5 protein-coding genes are annotated in these 17,873 nt (G+C 63.4%); all 5 read left to right on the forward strand.

The window, feature by feature from the left end; translation table 11 throughout:
• Positions 1-472 precede the first annotated feature (472 nt).
• A complete protein-coding gene (locus tag QQL87_RS07775; protein ID WP_284424104.1) occupies positions 473-1,192 on the forward strand; it encodes a hypothetical protein in 720 nt (239 codons plus the stop codon).
• Between the two features lie 75 nt (positions 1,193-1,267).
• A complete protein-coding gene (locus QQL87_RS07780) occupies positions 1,268-2,362 on the forward strand; it encodes a penicillin acylase family protein (RefSeq protein ID WP_284424105.1) in 1,095 nt (364 codons plus the stop codon).
• A 326-nt stretch (positions 2,363-2,688) separates the two neighbouring features.
• Positions 2,689-4,824: an AMP-binding protein gene (locus QQL87_RS07785; RefSeq protein ID WP_284417803.1), complete on the forward strand. Its 2,136-nt coding sequence runs from the start codon at positions 2,689-2,691 to the stop codon at positions 4,822-4,824.
• Positions 4,760-13,165 (forward strand): non-ribosomal peptide synthetase, encoded by an 8,406-nt coding sequence (locus tag QQL87_RS07790; RefSeq protein ID WP_284417804.1) that lies wholly within the window; start codon positions 4,760-4,762, stop codon positions 13,163-13,165. The genes QQL87_RS07785 and QQL87_RS07790 overlap by 65 nt, the downstream gene beginning before the upstream one ends.
• Entirely contained in the window at positions 13,119-17,834 is a 4,716-nt protein-coding gene (locus tag QQL87_RS07795) for a type I polyketide synthase (RefSeq protein ID WP_284417805.1), read from the forward strand. Before QQL87_RS07790 ends, QQL87_RS07795 begins: the two co-directional genes overlap by 47 nt.
• The last annotated feature ends 39 nt before the right edge of the window (positions 17,835-17,873 follow it).

Raw genomic sequence — 17,873 nt, forward strand, 5'->3', positions numbered from 1 at the left:
TATATTACTAATTAATTGGGGACCCTAGAGGTCCCCTTTTTTATTTTAAAAATTTTTTCACAAAACGGTTTACAAGCATAAAGCTTGCTCAATCAATCACCGGATCCCCGGGAATTCGTCGACAAGCTTCGGCCGCCTAGGCCGCGGCCGGAAACAGCTATGACCATGATTACGCCAAGCGCGCAATTAACCCTCACTAAAGGGAACAAAAGCTGGAGCTCCACCGCGGTGGCGGCCGCAAACTGATAATCCATCTCAAGCCCAAAAGTTTAACAAGCTGTTGAAATTCAATGCGTTAACAGCAGAGACGGCTCCGTGCTAATACGGTCCGGCGGACGGTTAACGATGGGAAAGAGATTCTGGCAGCCGGGCCTTCCGAGTGCTTATTTTTCTGCTAGAAGCCCTTGCCCCCGCAAAATTCCTGTCCTATTTCAGCCTCACCCGTGAATTCATTAAAGAGGAGAAATTAACTATGGTGAGCAAGGGCGAGGAGCTGTTCACCGGGGTGGTGCCCATCCTGGTCGAGCTGGACGGCGACGTAAACGGCCACAAGTTCAGCGTGTCCGGCGAGGGCGAGGGCGATGCCACCTACGGCAAGCTGACCCTGAAGTTCATCTGCACCACCGGCAAGCTGCCCGTGCCCTGGCCCACCCTCGTGACCACCTTCACCTACGGCGTGCAGTGCTTCAGCCGCTACCCCGACCACATGAAGCAGCACGACTTCTTCAAGTCCGCCATGCCCGAAGGCTACGTCCAGGAGCGCACCATCTTCTTCAAGGACGACGGCAACTACAAGACCCGCGCCGAGGTGAAGTTCGAGGGCGACACCCTGGTGAACCGCATCGAGCTGAAGGGCATCGACTTCAAGGAGGACGGCAACATCCTGGGGCACAAGCTGGAGTACAACTACAACAGCCACAACGTCTATATCATGGCCGACAAGCAGAAGAACGGCATCAAGGTGAACTTCAAGATCCGCCACAACATCGAGGACGGCAGCGTGCAGCTCGCCGACCACTACCAGCAGAACACCCCCATCGGCGACGGCCCCGTGCTGCTGCCCGACAACCACTACCTGAGCACCCAGTCCGCCCTGAGCAAAGACCCCAACGAGAAGCGCGATCACATGGTCCTGCTGGAGTTCGTGACCGCCGCCGGGATCACTCACGGCATGGACGAGCTGTACAAGTAAGGTACCCAATTCGCCCTAGCCCGCCTAATGAGCGGGCTTTTTTTTAGGGCCGCACTTGTGTATAAGAGTCAGGGCTTGAGCCGTGCGCAGAACTGGGACGAATTCCGTCAGGCGCTCCGCAAGCTCACCGCGCCGCAACAGAATTATGTCTACGCCGACACGTCGGGCAATATCGGTTTCATCGCGCCGGCGCGGATTCCAATCCGGTCCGCGGGCGACGGCTGGCTGCCGGTGCCGGGCTGGGACGGCAAGCATGATTGGAGCGCAATCGTCCCGTTCGACGATCTGCCGGCAAGCTTCAATCCGCCGAACGGCGTGATCGTGACCGCCAACAACAAGTTGCAGGAGAGCGACTACCCGTTTCTCGCGCGCGACTGGATTCCGCCGTTTCGTGCCGAGCGGATCAAGGAGCTGCTCGGGCGGGACCGAACATTCTCCGCAGACGACATGAGTGAGATCCAGCATGACACGGTGTCGCTCGCCGCGCGGCAACTCGTGCCGTTTCTCCGGGACGTAAAATTATCGACCCCGCTGTCGCAAGACCTCTCCAATCGGTTGCAGCGGTGGGACGCGCGGATGGCCGCGGATCGCATCGAGCCGCTGATCTTCTCGACCTGGCTCAAGGAGTTGAACAGGTCATTGCTGCAGCCTCGCCTTGGGCCGCTCTATCAGAGTTATGGAAGCTTTCATCCGGACGTCATTTACCTGATCCTGACCCAGCATCCGGATTGGTGTGACGATCCCACGACGAGCGAAGCCGAGGTGTGCGACACCCGGATTGCGAAAGCGTTCGACCTCGCTGTCTCGCAACTCGTCGCGCGCCTCGGTCCGCCTTCGGACCGCTGGCGCTGGGGAGATGCCCACCATGCCATTTTTTCCCATCCGCTGTGGTCGCGCGTGCCCGTCATTGCGGGTGTGTCCAACTTCGAGCCTGCAGCCGAGGGAAGCACCGACACCATCAGCAACGCCGCGATCGCGTTTCCAAATGATGTCGGAAGGTTCCCAAGCTATTTCGGCTCGACGCTGCGAATGGTCGTCGACCTTGCCGATCTCGATGCCACCCGTTTCATGATCGTACCCGGCCAATCCGGGAACCTGATGTCCCCGCACTACAGCGACCTGCTGCCGTCCTGGGAGAGACGGCAATGGCTCCAATTCAAAAAGCCGTGACGCGAAGGGCGATGTCGTGAGCCGTCCCTTCCTCGGACTGATCTCTGTCGCTGCAACCGTCTGCAAAGCGACACGTGCCGAGCGGCCTGTGCTGTCATCTTTCTCAGTTGCATCAGGCAATTAAAGGTTGAGTTGTTATTTCGCCGACGGAGCCGGCGGCCCATCGTTTCGTTTTGAGATCGATTGATCTGCAAAGCTATTAGTTCTTGAAAAAATCCGATTGACTCCGCTGCAACCTTAGCGAAAATACCTCTCATAAGACGACTGTGAATGCTGCGGGATTTTCATTGGTCGTTATCCGGCGGGGGGAAGTAGGTGGTGTTATGTTGCGTGGCGCCACGTCTCGAACCATCAATGATCTCGTCCGTGATCGTTCGATCAATCAGCCAGACCACATCGCCTATCGCTTTCTGTCCGATGACGGCGCTACGTGCAGAGAGATCTCGTACCGCTCTCTTGAAGAGAGTTCGCGCCGGATCGCCGGGTGGGTCGAATCGCGAGGTCTCTCCGGTCAGCCGATTCCACTGATCTTTGCGCCCGGCCTCGACTTCATCACCGCGTTCTATGGCTGCCTTCGCGGCGGAGCCATTGCGGTCCCCCTCAGCCTTCCGAGCTTCGCTGGTGGCGCTGGACGCGTGAGCGCAGCACTGACCGACATCAGTCCGTCGGTCATTCTGGTGGGGGCCGCGGAGGCGGAGCGGGTACGCCGAGAGCTCACGCGCGGCAAGGCAGGGCTCGCATTCGACATCGTGTCTTTCCCCGAGGCGCTCGAGAGCGACCACCAGGGACGCGAGCCTGACCTCGACCCGAATGTCCTCGCCTTTCTTCAGTACACGTCGGGTTCGACGGCTTCGCCCAAGGGCGTCGCGATCTCGCACCGCAACCTGCTGCACAATATCGGCCTGATGGCGGCGGCATCTCAGGTCAATGAACGAAGCGTGGGTGTGAGTTGGCTGCCGCACTTCCATGACATGGGTCTGATCGGCGGAATCCTGATGCCGTTGTATGCGGGATTTCCGGTCACCCTGATGTCAGCGGCGTCGTTCCTGCGTCGACCGATCCGGTGGCTGGAAACAATCTCGAGATTCGCGGCCACGATCAGCGGCGCGCCGAACTTCGGATATGAGCATTGCCAGCGTGAGCTCGCCGGTGACGCGTTGCAATCGATCGACCTGTCGTCGTGGCGGACCGCTTACACGGGTGCCGAGCCAATCCGCGCAGAGACGGTCGAAGGCTTCTGTGCCGCCTTCGGTCGGGTCGGCTTCCGCAGAGAGGCGATGTTTCCCTGCTACGGGCTGGCTGAGGCGACGTTGATGGTCAGCGGACAGGGCTGGAGCGATCGCAGCGCCCAGCGCTTCGATCGATCATCGCTGGAGATCGGTCGCGCGGCAGAGTCTGCTCGCGACACGGAGGGCGTGGCGTTGATTGGAGCGGGCGCCGTGCTCGCTGGTCACCGCGTGCTGATCGTCGATCCCGCGTCGAGGATGATCTGTCCCGACGGCGTCGTGGGCGAAATCTGGCTACGGAGCGAGAGCGTCGGCCGGGGATATTGGAATCGTCCTGACGAAAGCCGGGAGGTGTTTCGCGTACGTCCGCTCGGCATGGACGAGGAATTCCTGCGCACCGGCGATCTCGGATTTCTGCGGCACGGTCAGTTGTTCGTCACGGGCCGGCACAAGGATCTCCTGATCATTCGCGGTGTAAACTTCCATCCGCATGACATCGAACATGTCCTCGAGGCGGCGATCCCTTGGCTTCGGGCCGGCTTTGGCGCGGTGTTCTCGGTCGAGGAGGAGCGCGAGGAAAGGCTGGTCGTTGCCTACGAGCTGGACGATGTGGGACGCAGGCCGTCGGATGCTGACTTCGACGCTGTCGTGAGCGTGCTGTCCCGGGATTTCGGACTGCAGCCGCACGCCATTGTGCTGGTCAGGCGCAACAGGATTCCGAGAACCACGAGCGGGAAGATCCGGCGCCAGCAATGCCGCGCAGAATTCCTCGCCGGACAGCTTGCGGTGGTCGCAGAGTGGCGATCTCCGACCAGCCGGGTACAGAGCGAGGCTGATAGCCTGGAGATCCGCCTGAGCGATGTCGGCGATGTGGAGCAGGCGGTTCGGCACATCTTCAAGGCGCATCTCGCCGAGCTGCTCGGAATGCCGGCGGATCACATCGATGAGGATCGATCGATCTACGATCTCGGCGTCGATTCGCTGATGGCCGCGCGTCTCCAGAACAGGATCGAGGACAGCCTCGGCATCAGGCTCGAGCTGGCCAGAGTGCTGGATGCCGGCACTGTCGGCAGCATGGTGGAGCAGGTGGCAGCGCAGGTGATCAATCGCGCGCGACCGCGATCGGCAGCCATCATCGACGAGATGTTCGAGCGGGTCGCCGGCCTTTCGGATGACGAAGTGTCCCGCCTGCTGGCCTTGGGCGAGCACCTGGAAGCTGGGGAACGTCGTGAATAAGCAGCATGACTTTTGTGCTCTGTCCGACGACAGGCGGCGGCTTCTCGAACGATTGCTGAAACAGGAGGGCATCGGCCGAGCCAGCCAGCCAGCAGCGCGTCGGCGCGTCGGCGAACGTCTGTCATTGTCCTTTGCGCAGAAGCCTTTGTTGTTCGGCGAGCAGCTGTTCGGAGACGATGCGGTCTACAACATCTGTGCGGCAGCAGAGCTGAGCGGGACGCTGGACGCAGGGGTGTTGCGGCAGTGTCTCGAGGAGATCGTGCGCCGGCACGAGACGTTGCGGACGCGGTTCGAGATCGTGGACGGGGAAGGCGCGCAAATGGTCGATGCGCCCGGACCGTTCCACATCGACATGGCTGATCTGTCTGGCCTCGGGACGGATGCGCGGCAGGAGGCTGGTCGCCGCCTGATGGAGGAGGAGGCGCGCGCTCCTTTTGTTCTGGCGCAGGGACCGCTGCTGCGCGTGAAGGTCATCCGGCTCGGCGACCGCGAGCATCTGGTGATCGTCACGATGCACCACATCGTGTCCGACGGCCTGTCGATGGGACTTCTGATCAGCGAGCTGGCGACGCTCTATGACGCGTTCATCCAGCGGCAGCCGTCGCCGTTGTCGGAGCCGGCGATCCAGTTCGCCGACTTCGTGCAGTGGCAGCGCACCGCGCTGGATGACGAGACGCTCAAGAAGCATGTCGACTATTGGAGGATGCGGCTGCGGGACGCGCCTGCGGCCCTCGACCTTCCGACCGACCGGCCAAGGCCGAAAACCACAAGCTCCGCGGGGGCAGCACTGCATTTTGTGCTGGCGCCAGACCTGACAGAGAAGTTGCGCGCGTTCGTGCGGCGCGAGCAGGTGACTTTATATATGGTGCTGCTGGCAGCGTTTCAGGTCCTGCTGAAGCGCTACAGCGGCCAGCTCGACATCATGATCGGCACACCGATCGCGGGCCGACCGCGCCGGGAGTTCGAAGGACTGATCGGGCTGTTCGTCAACATGGTGGTGATGCGGACGGACCTGTCGGGCGATCCGACGGTTCGAGATCTGCTGAAGCGGGTCAAGGATATTGCTCTCGGTGCCTATGAGCACCAGGAACTGCCGTTCGCAACGCTCGTGGAAGAGCTGATGCCGTCTCGCGACCCGGGCCGGCATCCGCTCGTTCAAGTCTTGTTTGCGCTTCAGCCAACGGCTTTGCCGGTCAAGACCTTTGGTGGACTGACGCTGACGCGTTACGAGGAGGTCAAGACTGCCGCAAAGTTCGATCTCTCGCTGTACATGACGCCGGGGGATCACGCGCTCGAAGGGCAGATCGAGTACGCGAGCGATCTTTTCGATCGCGCCACGATCGAGCGGCTGGCTGGACATTACCAGGCGCTGCTCGAGGCGATCGTCGTCTCGCCCGATAGCCGGTTGTCCGAGCTGGCTATGCTGCCCGCCACCGAGCGGCATCGGCTGGTGGCGGAATGGAACGCGACGACGGTCGCAGTGCCGCGCGATATGTGCATCCACGAGCTGGTTGCGCGTCAGGCGGAGCTGACGCCGGACGCGGTCGCGATTGTCCATGAGGACCAGCGTCTGAGTTATCGCGACCTGGATGCTCGCGCCAACAAACTGGCGCATCATCTCCGGGATATTGGAGTTGGACTGGAGGTCGTGGTCGGACTATGCGTCGAGCGTGGTCTGGACATGGTGGTTGGGCTGCTCGGCATCCTGAAGGCGGGTGGGGCCTATCTGCCGCTGGACCCGAGCTATCCGCAGGAGCGGCTGGCCTTCATGATGTCCGACGTCGGGGCGTCGGTGCTGGTTGCTCACGCGGACCTCGTCGACGCATGGTCCGATCATGACGGTTATGTCGTGCGGATCGATGCCGATTGGAAGGACATCGAGTCGAGGCCGGCCACGGCTCCCGTCGGCCATGGTCCATCTCCCGACAATCTTGCCTACGTCATCTATACCTCGGGGTCCACCGGGACGCCGAAAGGCGTGCTGGTGACGCATGCGTCCGTGGTCAATTTCCTCGACGACATGGCGAAGGCTCCGGGGATCGATGCAGCCGATGTTCTGGCTGCGGTCACGCCGATCTCGTTCGACATCGCTGCCCTCGAGATCTATCTGCCGCTGACCACAGGGGCGTGCGTGGTGATCGTTCCGCGGCGCGTCGCCGTCGATGGCGTCGAATTGGCGCGCGTCCTCGACGAATCCGGGGCGACCATCGTCCAGGCCACCCCGTCCACCTGGCGTCTGCTTGCGGAGGCGAATTTTCGCCCGGCACGGCCGCTGAAGTGCCTGTGCGGCGGCGAAGCGATGCCGGTCGATCTTCCCGCGCAGCTTGCGCGGATGGCGTCCTCGATCTGGAACATGTATGGCCCGACCGAAACGACGATCTGGTCGACGGTTTGCAGGCTGGATCCGGCGCAGGACGTCGTCATCGGTCGTCCGATCGCAAACACGACGATCTATGTGCTGGACGAGGATGACAATGTCGTCCCGATCGGTGTCGTCGGCGAGCTCTACATCGCCGGCGCCGGCCTAGCCCGCGGCTATTGGCACCGGCCCGACCTGACAGCCGGGCGATTCGTGCCGGATCCGTTCGGCGACGGCACGCGGCTATACCGGACGGGCGATCTGGTGCGTTATCGTATCGACGGTCATCTGGAGTATCTCGGGCGGGTCGATCATCAGATCAAGGTCCACGGCTACAGGGTCGAGCTTGGTGAGATCGAGGCCGCGCTCGCGGACCATGAGGCCGTGGCACAGGCTGTCGTGGTGGCGCGCGGTGAGGACGCGGACCGGCGTCTCGTTGCCTATGTCGTTCCTCATCAGCGGCCCGCGACGGCCGAGCCGGCCCTGCCGTTTGGTCTGTTCTACTTCGCCGAAGGCGGCGGCAACGACAATCCGTCAGACATCTATCGGCTCTATATCGACAGTGCGCGGCGCGCCGATCAGCTCGGGCTGTCAGCGATCTGGACGCCGGAGCGGCACTTCACTGACGTGGCCGCGGCCTATCCGAATCCATCGCTCCTCGCGGCTGCGATTGCCACGTCGACCACGCGCGTGAAGCTGAGGGCAGGCAGCGTCGTGCTGCCGCTGCACGAACCGCTCAGGGTGGCGGAGGAATGGGCGGTCGTCGACAATCTGTCCGGCGGCAGGGCGGGCGTGGCCTTTGCGCCCGGGTGGTTGGCCGACGACTTCGTGTTTGCGCCCCGACGCTATGCTGAGCGGGCGGCGCAGACCCTGACGATGATCGACGAGGTGCGCCGGCTCTGGCGGGGCGACGCCGTCGAGCGCTGCAACGGTGCAGGACAGACGGTTGCGGTGCGCACGCTTCCGCGCCCCATCCAGCGCGAGCTGCCGGCATGGTTGACGACATCAGGCTCGGCGCGAAGCTTCGAAACCGCTGCGGAAAACGGTCTCAACGTCCTGACCGGTCTGTTGAACCAGTCGATCGAAGAGCTGGCGGACAACATCGCGCGTTATCGCGGCACGCTGAGGTCGAAAGGTTTAGATCCGGCCACGTTCGTTGTCACCGTAATGCTCCATACGCTGGTGGCCGACAGTGATGAGACGGCCCTTGCGCTCGCGCGAGAGCCGATGCGCAAATATCTGGCTTCGCACGCGGAGCTGAGGCGGCGGCTGCTCGGTACTGGCAATCTTGCTGCCGAAGCAGGCGATGTGGGCACCGAGCTGATGCTCGACGAACTGCTGAAGCGCTATGTCGGGCAGATTTCGCTGCTCGGCTCGCCAACCAGCTGCGCCGATCTTGCCGAGCGTCTGCACGCAATCGGGGTCAACGAGATTGCTTGCCTGATCGACTTCGGCGTGCCCGAGGATGACGTCCTCGGCAATCTCCACCACGTCAAGCGGCTGCAGGACGTCTGCGATCTTCGCTTGAAGCGAGGCGAGCTGCAGGATCGGCTTGCGCTTCGCCTGCCGCCGCACATGATGCCGCGAGAGATCGTGGTTCTGGACCGGCTGCCGCTCACGGCAAATGGCAAGGTCGACCGGCTGAAGCTGTCGCGCCATGTTGCTGGCATCGCTGAGATCTCCGCCGCGCCGGTGGCCGCGCGCACCGCGACCGAACGAATGCTGGCGGAGATCTGGGCTCATGTGCTGCACCGGAGCGCGCCCGGCATTCGCGACAACTTCTTCCAGCTCGGCGGCCATTCGCTGCAGGCCCTTCGCCTCGTCGAAAGGATTCGATCGGAGATGGGAGTAGACCTGTCGCTCCGTCAGCTGTTCGAAGCGCCCACCATCGAAAGGCTGGCGCAGCACATCGACCAACTGGCGGGCCAAGCGGCGGTCGCAGATCCGACGACGCTCCTGGTCCCGGATGAAGACGCCCGGTTTCGACCTTTCCCTCTGACGGATATCCAGCAGGCCTATTGGGCCGGCCGCGGCAGCGCATTCCCGCTCGGCAATATCGGCGCTCACAGCTATTACGAGTTCGATGCTGCCGAACTCGACCTTCTGCGGTTCGCGCAGGCGGTCAGATCGGTCATCGAACGACATGACATGCTGCGCGCGGTCATCCTCTCCTCAGGAGAGCAGCAGGTCCTGCCGGAGGTCCCGCCCTATCAGGTGTGGATCGAAGATCTGCGTGAGCTGACGCCCGATGAGGCGGCGGAGCGCATGTCCGCATTGCGCGGACGGATGTCCCACCAGGTGTTTGACGTCTCGCGGTGGCCGCTGTTCGAGATCCGCGCAGCCGTGCTGCCGGGAGGCAGGACACGCGTCCTCGTCAGCTTCGACATCCTGATCGGAGATGCCTGGAGCTTCTCGATCTTCAATCGGGACCTCAAGGAATTCTACCAGGATCCGGCCAGGCAGGTTGTGCGTCCGGCTTGCGCCTTCCGCGACTATGTCCTGGCGCGTCAAGAGGGCGGAGCTGCCGCTGAGCGCGCGCGGCATTATTGGGAACAGCGGCTGACAGATTTTCCGCCGGCCCCCGCGCTCCCGCTGACGCAGGATATCCGGCGCATCGAGCGGCCGGAGTTCAGACGGTTGTCCAGGACGGTGACGGCGAGCGCATGGCAAGAGCTGCAGCGCCAAGCCAAGCAGTCGGGCGTGACGCCGGCCGTCGTCCTGCTCACCAGATTTGCCGATGTCCTGGCGCAGTTCAGCGGCCAGTCGCGCTTCGCCCTCAATCTGATCCTGTTCGATCGCAAGCCGCTGCATCCGGCCATCGCTGACGTGATCGGCGACTTCACGTCGATGACGCTGCTGGACATCGATCTCGCGTCTGCCATGTCGTTCGCGTCGCGGGCACGACGCGTGCAGGACCGGCTCTGGCAGGATCTCGACCATAGCGCCATCAGCGGCGTTCAGGTCCTGCGCCTGTTGTCGCAGCAGGCCGGGAAACCTGTCCTGATGCCGATCGTGTTCACGAGCCTGCTGGGTGCCGGCGAGCCGGACGGCGAGATGAAAGAGTTGCTCGGCGCGTCGGAAGTGAGCTTCAATCTGACTCAGACGCCGCAAGTCATTCTCGACTGTCAGGTCTCCGAAAGCAGGGATGGGCTGCACGTCGCTTGGGATGCGGTGTTCGCGCTGTTGCCGGACGGCGTCCTGGAGGCGATGTTCGAGAGCTATCTGAGGTCGCTGAACAGCCTCGCCGCAGATGCTCGCCGTTGGCAGGATGCCGATCGTCCGGAACTGCCGGACGAGCAGGCGGCGGTCCGAAAGCGGGTCAATGCCACCTCAAAGGCGATTCTGCCGCGCGCCCTGCATCACGAGTTTCTCGCGCGCGCTAAGTCGACGCCGCAGGCGCCGGCACTGTTGGCGGATGATTGCGAGATGAGCTACGCCGAGCTGGAGCTGCAGTCTCGCCTGTTGGCCAATCGGCTCGTGGCGATGGGAGCGGGCCCGAACCGGCTCGTCGCCATCGTGATGGACAAGGGATGGGAGCAGGTTGTTGCGGTCCTCGCCGTGCTGCGGGCGGGAGGGGCCTACCTTCCGATCGATGCCCGGCTGCCGGATGCGCGCCTGCAATTTCTGCTCGGCAACGGCGAGGTCAGCATCGTCCTCACGCAGCCGCGGCTTGCCGAGACGATCGGCTGGCCGGAGGCGGTGACTCCCGTCGTCGTGGCGAACGAAAGCGACGGTGCTGCAGCGCTGGACCATCGGCTACCGGAGGTCGACCCATCCGACATCGCCTATGTGATCTACACCTCAGGCTCGACCGGCCAGCCGAAGGGAGTGGTCATCACCCATCAGGCGGCCGTCAACACCGTCCTCGACATCAATGAACGGTGCCGGCTTGGTGCCAGCGATCGGGTGTATGCGCTCTCCTCGCTGAGCTTCGATCTCTCGGTCTACGACATTTTTGGCCCGCTGTCGGCGGGCGCTGCGATCGTCGTCGCGGGCCTGGCAGAGACGGCCGATCAGGGCAAGTGGACATCAGCGGTCAGGCGCTGGAATGTGACGGTCTGGAATTCGGTTCCGGCGCTGTTCGATCTTCTGGTCGAAGAGGCGATCGAGACGCAGGTGTCGCTTCCGAGCTTGCGGATCGCGATGCTGAGCGGCGATTGGATTCCGCTCGGTCTGCCCGCCAAGGCGCGACGTGTCGCGCAAGGGCTCGGTGTGCTGGCGATGGGCGGTGCGACCGAGGCGGCGATCTGGTCGAACTACAAATGGGTGGACGAGATCCAGTCTGATTGGAGCAGCATTCCCTACGGCTATCCGCTGACCAATCAGTTCTACGAGATCCTCAATGACGATCTCGAGCCGTGTCCTGACTGGGTCGAGGGCGACCTCTATATTGGAGGCCTCGGGCTTGCGCGCGGATATTGGCGCGATGAAGAACGAACGGCCCGGAGCTTCTTTGTTCATCCTCAGACCGGACAGCGCTTGTACCGTACGGGCGATCGCGCTCGCTACCGGCCGGATGGCGAGATCGAATTTCTCGGCCGGCGCGATCAGCAGGTCAAGGTGCAGGGGTATCGGATCGAGCTGTCCGAGATCGAGCAGGCGCTGCTCGATCGTCCCGAGGTGCGGGCCGCCGTGGTCGTGATGGTCGGGGAGCGGTTCGGCGCAAAACGCCTAGTCGCCTACGTCGTTTCGCCGCCGGAGTTCGATGTCGAGGCGCTGCGGGATCAGCTGGCGGATCGCATTCCCGACTACATGATCCCCAGCGTCTTCGTCCGCATGGACAGGCTCCCGCTTTCGTCGAACGGAAAGGTCGACCGCATGGCGCTTCCTCAAGTCCTTCCATCACCGTCCGCGGCCAAGGGGACCGAGGCTCCGAGCGACGAGATTGAACGCTTCATCTCCGGCGTATGGGCCGAAGTGCTTGATATCGAGAGCCCCGGCCTGCATGACAATTTCTTCGAGATTGGCGGCCAGTCGATCTCGCTGATGCGGATCCGAAGAATTCTCCAGACCAAGTTCGAGCGTGATGTTCCGGCCGCGATCTTCTTCGAGCGGCCGACGATTGCGACGCTCGCCCAGTTCTTCCGCAACGCCGACGCTGGCGGCAATCTCGACCGCAGCCAGTCGCGCGGTGAAAACCGTAGGAAACGACTCGCGCGGCGTGGATCGGACCAGTCGCGGACCCAGCCGGTTTCCGACGAGCATGAGGACAACTGGCAGGTCCTGACGCGGATCTATCAGACGCCAGAATCGTGGCGCGCTCACGTCGAGCGCGACCCGATTGTGCCCTCGCTGCAGTCGGAGGTGGCGCGTGAGGAGTTCAAGAGCCGGCGGCCGGGAATCCGTTCGGGGGTCGTGCTGTCGTCGATCGCGCTGTCCGGCGCAGCGCCGGACGATGCGGCGCTGCGCCGCCGCAGCAGCGCGCGCGATTTCGAGGATGCGCCGATCGATGCCGCCGCGCTCGCGGACCTCTTGAGCCATCTTCGCAGCAGGGGCACGACCGACAAGGTCAAGTATCGCTACGCCTCCGCAGGCGGGCTGTATCCCGTACAGCTCTATCTGGCCATTCGTAGGATGACGGAGGCCAGAGGCGTCGAGGGCATCACGAACGGGAGCTATTACTACAACCCCGATCGCCATGCCCTGGAGCTGATCAGTCCGGATGAACCATCGGCGTCAGGGCTGCACCTTCCGATCAATCGACCGGTGTTCAAGCGGGCATCGTTTTCGCTGTTCCTGATCTGCGACCAGGATGCGATCGCTCCCGTCTATGGCGGTGAGAGCCTCCGGTTCGCGTTCCTTGAAGCAGGGATGATGTGCCAGCTGCTCGACGATGCCGCGCCGGTGTGCGGCATCGGCCTGGCTCATCTGGGAGGAGTCGATTTCGACGCCTATCGATCAAAGTTCCAGCTCGGCCCGCAGCACGTCCTTCTCCATGCCTATCTTGGAGGAGCGCACAAGAAGGTGTTTGCCGAGGTTTAGACATTTTGGGTCGATTGACGGGATCGGCCCGGGGAAATGGGAGACGAGGATGGTGGACGCCCACGAACACAGCATCGCTGTGATCGGCATGGCTGGAAGATTTCCCGGCGCGCCCGATCTCACGACCTATTGGTCGAACCTGACGCAGGGCGTCGAGTCGATCAGGCAGGTGTCGGAGCAGGACCTCAAGGAGGCCGGCCTGAGTGCGGGCAGGATCGCCGATCCCAACTACGTCAGGGCATTCCCCGCGATCGAGGGAGCAACGCTATTCGATGCCCGTTATTTCAACATCAGTGCGAAGGAGGTCGAATATATCGATCCCCAGCACCGGATCTTCCTCGAATGCGCTGTGCATGCCCTGGAAGATGCAGGCTGCGATCCTAAGCGCTACGACGGCAATATCGGCGTGTTCGGCGGCGTCAATCCGAACGCCTATCAGTTTCTCGCGCTTCGCAACCGGCTGCTATCGGGAGCCCATGGATCCGTCGAGGACATCTTCGAGTCGCTCGAGACCGATCTGATGTTCTTCCTCGGGGGCGACAAGGACTATTTGTCGACCCGCGTCTCATACAAGCTCGATCTGCGGGGACCGAGTTTGAGTGTGCAGACCGCATGCTCCACCTCGCTCGTCGCCATCCATCTCGCCTGTCAGAGCCTGCTCTCGGGGGAGTGCGAGGCTGCGCTCGCGGGCGGCGTTTCGGCAACGCCGGGCAGCTTCATGAAGCTCGGCTACATGGTGTCTCCCGGCATGACGTCGGCCGACGGGCATTGCCGGCCGTTTGACCACCGTGCCAACGGCACCGTGTTCGGCGACGGCGTCGGCATCGTCGTGTTGAAGCGGCTGGATCGTGCACTTGCCGATGGCGACAATATCAGGGCCATCATCCGCGGATCGGCCATCAACAATGATGGCTCGTCAAAGGTGGGGTTTGCAGCGCCGAGCCTGGAAGGTCAGGCGTCGGTCGTCGTGGAGGCGCATGCGGTCGCCGGCGTGCCCGCGTCGGAGATCAGCTATGTCGAGGCTCATGGCACCGGGACATCGCTCGGAGACCCGATCGAAGTCGCATCGCTTACGCGTGCGTTCCGCAATTCGAGCGCGAACACCGGCTTCTGCGGTCTCGGCTCGGTCAAGTCCAACCTGGGACATCTCAACACGGCAGCCGGCGTCGCCGGGCTGATCAAGGTCATCCTGGCGCTCGAGAACGAATGCTTGCCCCCGAGCATCAACTACGAGGCGCCGAACCCGCAGATCGATTTCGAGCAGACGCCGTTTTTCGTGGTCAACTCGCTACGAGACTGGCCGCGGTCCGAGAGGCCGCGGCTGGCCGGGGTCAACGCCTTCGGGATCGGCGGCACCAATGCGCATCTCGTCGTCGAGGAGGCTCCGCTTCGCCGACCGACGTCCTCGCGCAAGACCTGGCACGTGCTGCCCATATCGGCAAAGAGCGAGCAGGCGCTGACGCGCCTGACGGGTCGCCTGCAGGACCACCTGTCGGCAGAGCGGGATATCGAGATTGCAGACGTCGCGCACACGCTCGCCACTGGCCGTCCCCTGCACAAGGTCCGACGAGCCATCGTGTGCCAGGATGGCGCCTCGGCGATCGAAGCGCTGCGCTCGGCATCGGGGCGCGTTATTGGCTCCAGCGACAACTGCTCGGTGTACTTCATGTTTCCGGGGCAGGGCACGCAGCGGCTGAACATGGGGCGGGCGCTCTATCTCGAGGAGCCGGCCTACCGCTCCGCGTTCGACGAGTGCGCCAATGGTCTGAAGCAGCATATCGAGACGGATCTGCGTGAAATCGTATTTCCGCGCAACGGGGCTAGTGATGACGCCGCTGCGAGGTTGACCTCGACCGAGTTCGCGCAGCCGGCCATTTTCTCGGTCAGCTATGCGATGGCGGCGCTGTGGCGCTCGCGCGGGGTCGAGCCGGCCGGCATGATCGGACACAGCGTCGGAGAGTTTGCCGCGGCCTGCATCGCCGGTGTGTTGACACTCGAGGATGCGCTGAAGGCTGTGGCGTTGCGCGGGCGTCTGATGCAGCAGCAGCCCGGTGGAAAGATGCTCGTCGTGCCGATGGCGTTGGACGACGTCCTGCCGCTGTTGGGAGACAATGTGTCGGTCGCCGCTATCAATGCGCCGGGCGCCGTTGTCGTGTCCGGGCCTGCAGCTGCGATCGCCGAGCTCGAGGCCAAGCTGCGTGAGCGGGCCGTGATGTGCTCGGCGCTGCACACCTCGCATGCGTTCCATTCGGCCATGATGAGCGGAGCGGTGAAGCCACTGGTCGACGTCATGAGCGGGATCACGCTCCGTGCGCCGAGGATTCCCTACGTGTCCAATGTCAGCGGAACGTGGATCACTGCGGAGCAGGCGACGAATCCTGCCTATTGGGGCGAGCAGTTGCGAGCGCCCGTGCGCTTCTCCGACGGCGTGCGCACGATCCTGGGTAACAGCCCGGGCGCTCTGATCGAAGTCGGACCGGGCCGCGCGCTGTCGAGCCTGGCGCGGCAGAACCTGCGCGAGTCCGACGGCGCCGTGATCTTGAGCTCGATGCCGGCACCGGGCGATCTCACCGGAGAGGTGAGATCGTTCAATCAGGCGCTCGGCGAGGCCTGGATGTCGGGATGCGCGATCCGCTGGGACGCTCAGTATCGTGATGAGCGGCGGGTCAAGGTGTCCTTGCCGAACTACCCGTTCGAAGGCGAGGAGATCCTGCACAAGATCACTCTGGCATCCGAGCGGCCAGCGCGTGCCAGCGCTCCTCGGCCGTCCGAATCGCGATCCGAGGCGCCTGATTTCATCTTGGCCCCGTATTGGCGATCCACGAGCGCGGCAGGGCGTTCGGCTGCCGACGTCCAGCTCGACGGCCAGAACTGGCTGGTGTTCGCCGGCGCCAATGGATTGAGCGGTGCTGTGGTCGACGATCTGAACCGGCGCGGAGCAAACGTCGTCGTCGTCAGGTCCGGCCTCGACTTCGGTGTTGCGGGCCACGAGATATCCTTGTCCGGCGTCACCCCGGACCAATTCGAGAAGCTGTTCAGCGAGCTCGAAGGGCGCTCCTTTGCGCCCCAGCGTGTCGTCTATCTCTGGTCCCTCGACGCGCCGCGTATCGATCTCGACAATATCCATGCGGTGCTCGACGCGGATTTCTTCGGCTTGATGTATCTGGTCCAATGGATCGATCGGAGCCAGTCGGGACGACGGATCCGGATCGCGATCGCCGCGGCTCGAAGCGTCGACGTCGTCGGTGGCGAGATCGTCGATCCCACGGCGGCGATCGTGCGGGGGCCCTGGCTGGTTGCTCCGATCGAGCACAAGTCCATCTCCTGTCTCTACGTCGACGTTCCAGAGAGCTGCAGGCTGCCCGGCGACCAGGACGAGGATGTCGTCAGCAGGCTGATCGGAGACGTCGCGGCCGAGGACACGCCGACGCTGCTTGCCTACCGACAGGACCGGACGTGGACCACCGCGTTCGAAAAGATCGCGCTCAAGGCGCCGGACCAGGACAAGCCCATCATTCGCCCGGGCGGTGCATATCTGATCACGGGAGGGCTGGGCGACCTTGGCCTCGCGGTGGCCTCGGCGCTCGCGGAGATGGGGGCCGGCAGCCTCGTCCTGACCGGACGCACGCGATTGCCGCCGCGCGCGGAGTGGGACAGCTGCCTGGCAACCGATGAGGGCGACTCACGAGTGGCGCAGATCCTGGCCAGCATCCGTCAGATCGAGGCGAAGGGCGCAACTGTGATCATTGGGACGGCGGATGTCGCTGATCGCAATGCCATGCGGGCCGTCGTCGACGGCGCGCGCAGGGCCTGTGGCCAGATCAACGGCGTGTTCCACGCCGCCGGCCTGCCTGGCCGCGACATCATCGTCTCGCGAACGAGGGAGGACGCGCTCACCGTGCTGCTGCCCAAGATCGCGGGGATGCTGATCCTCGACGAGCTGCTCCGCGATGAGCCGCTGGATTTCGTCGTGCTGTTCTCGTCGCTCAGCGCCGTGGCCGGCGGAGTAGGCATGGTCGACTACGTGGCCGGCAATGCCTTCCTGGACGCGTTCGCCGTCAGCCGCCGTGCTGCGAAGCGTCCGCCGAAGATCGTGTCGATCGACTGGGACATCTGGAGCGAGATCGGGATCGCGGCCCGCCTGGCGCAGGACTTCAAGGGCTCGGGCAGTCTTCGCTTGCGCGACGGCTTGGCGACCGACGAAGCGATCGACGCCTTGATGCGGATCCTGCAAAGCGGGCTGTCCCAGGTCGTGGTGTCGAAAAATCTCAGCAGGAAGCTCGGTCATCTGTCGGCCGAGGGAGCCATGAGCGGGCCCGCGGACGAACCGGCCGGCGGCGTCCCTGATGGCGGCCGAAAGGAGATAGGGCAGCGCCGCGTGCGGCCGGACATCAGCGCCCGATTCATGGAGCCGAGCAACGAGATCGAGCAGGTTATCGCTGAATTCTGGGCGACCGCCTTGAATCTCGACCGCGTCGGCACCGAGGACGACTTCTTCGAACTCGGCGGCGACTCGCTGCTGGCGATGCAGATGATCCCGAAGCTCATCAACCGCTTCCAGATCGAGCTGATGCCTCGAGACCTGTTCGAGGGCGGCACGGTCGCAGGCATCGCACGGGTCATTGAGAACAAGCTGATCGACGAGATCGATGCCCTTGAGGACGCATAGTCAGCGCCGGCTTCGACGGGCCTGACAAACTGTTTGACC

It is taken from the genome of Bradyrhizobium sp. SSBR45G (assembly GCF_030159255.1).
Taxonomy (GTDB): domain Bacteria; phylum Pseudomonadota; class Alphaproteobacteria; order Rhizobiales; family Xanthobacteraceae; genus Bradyrhizobium.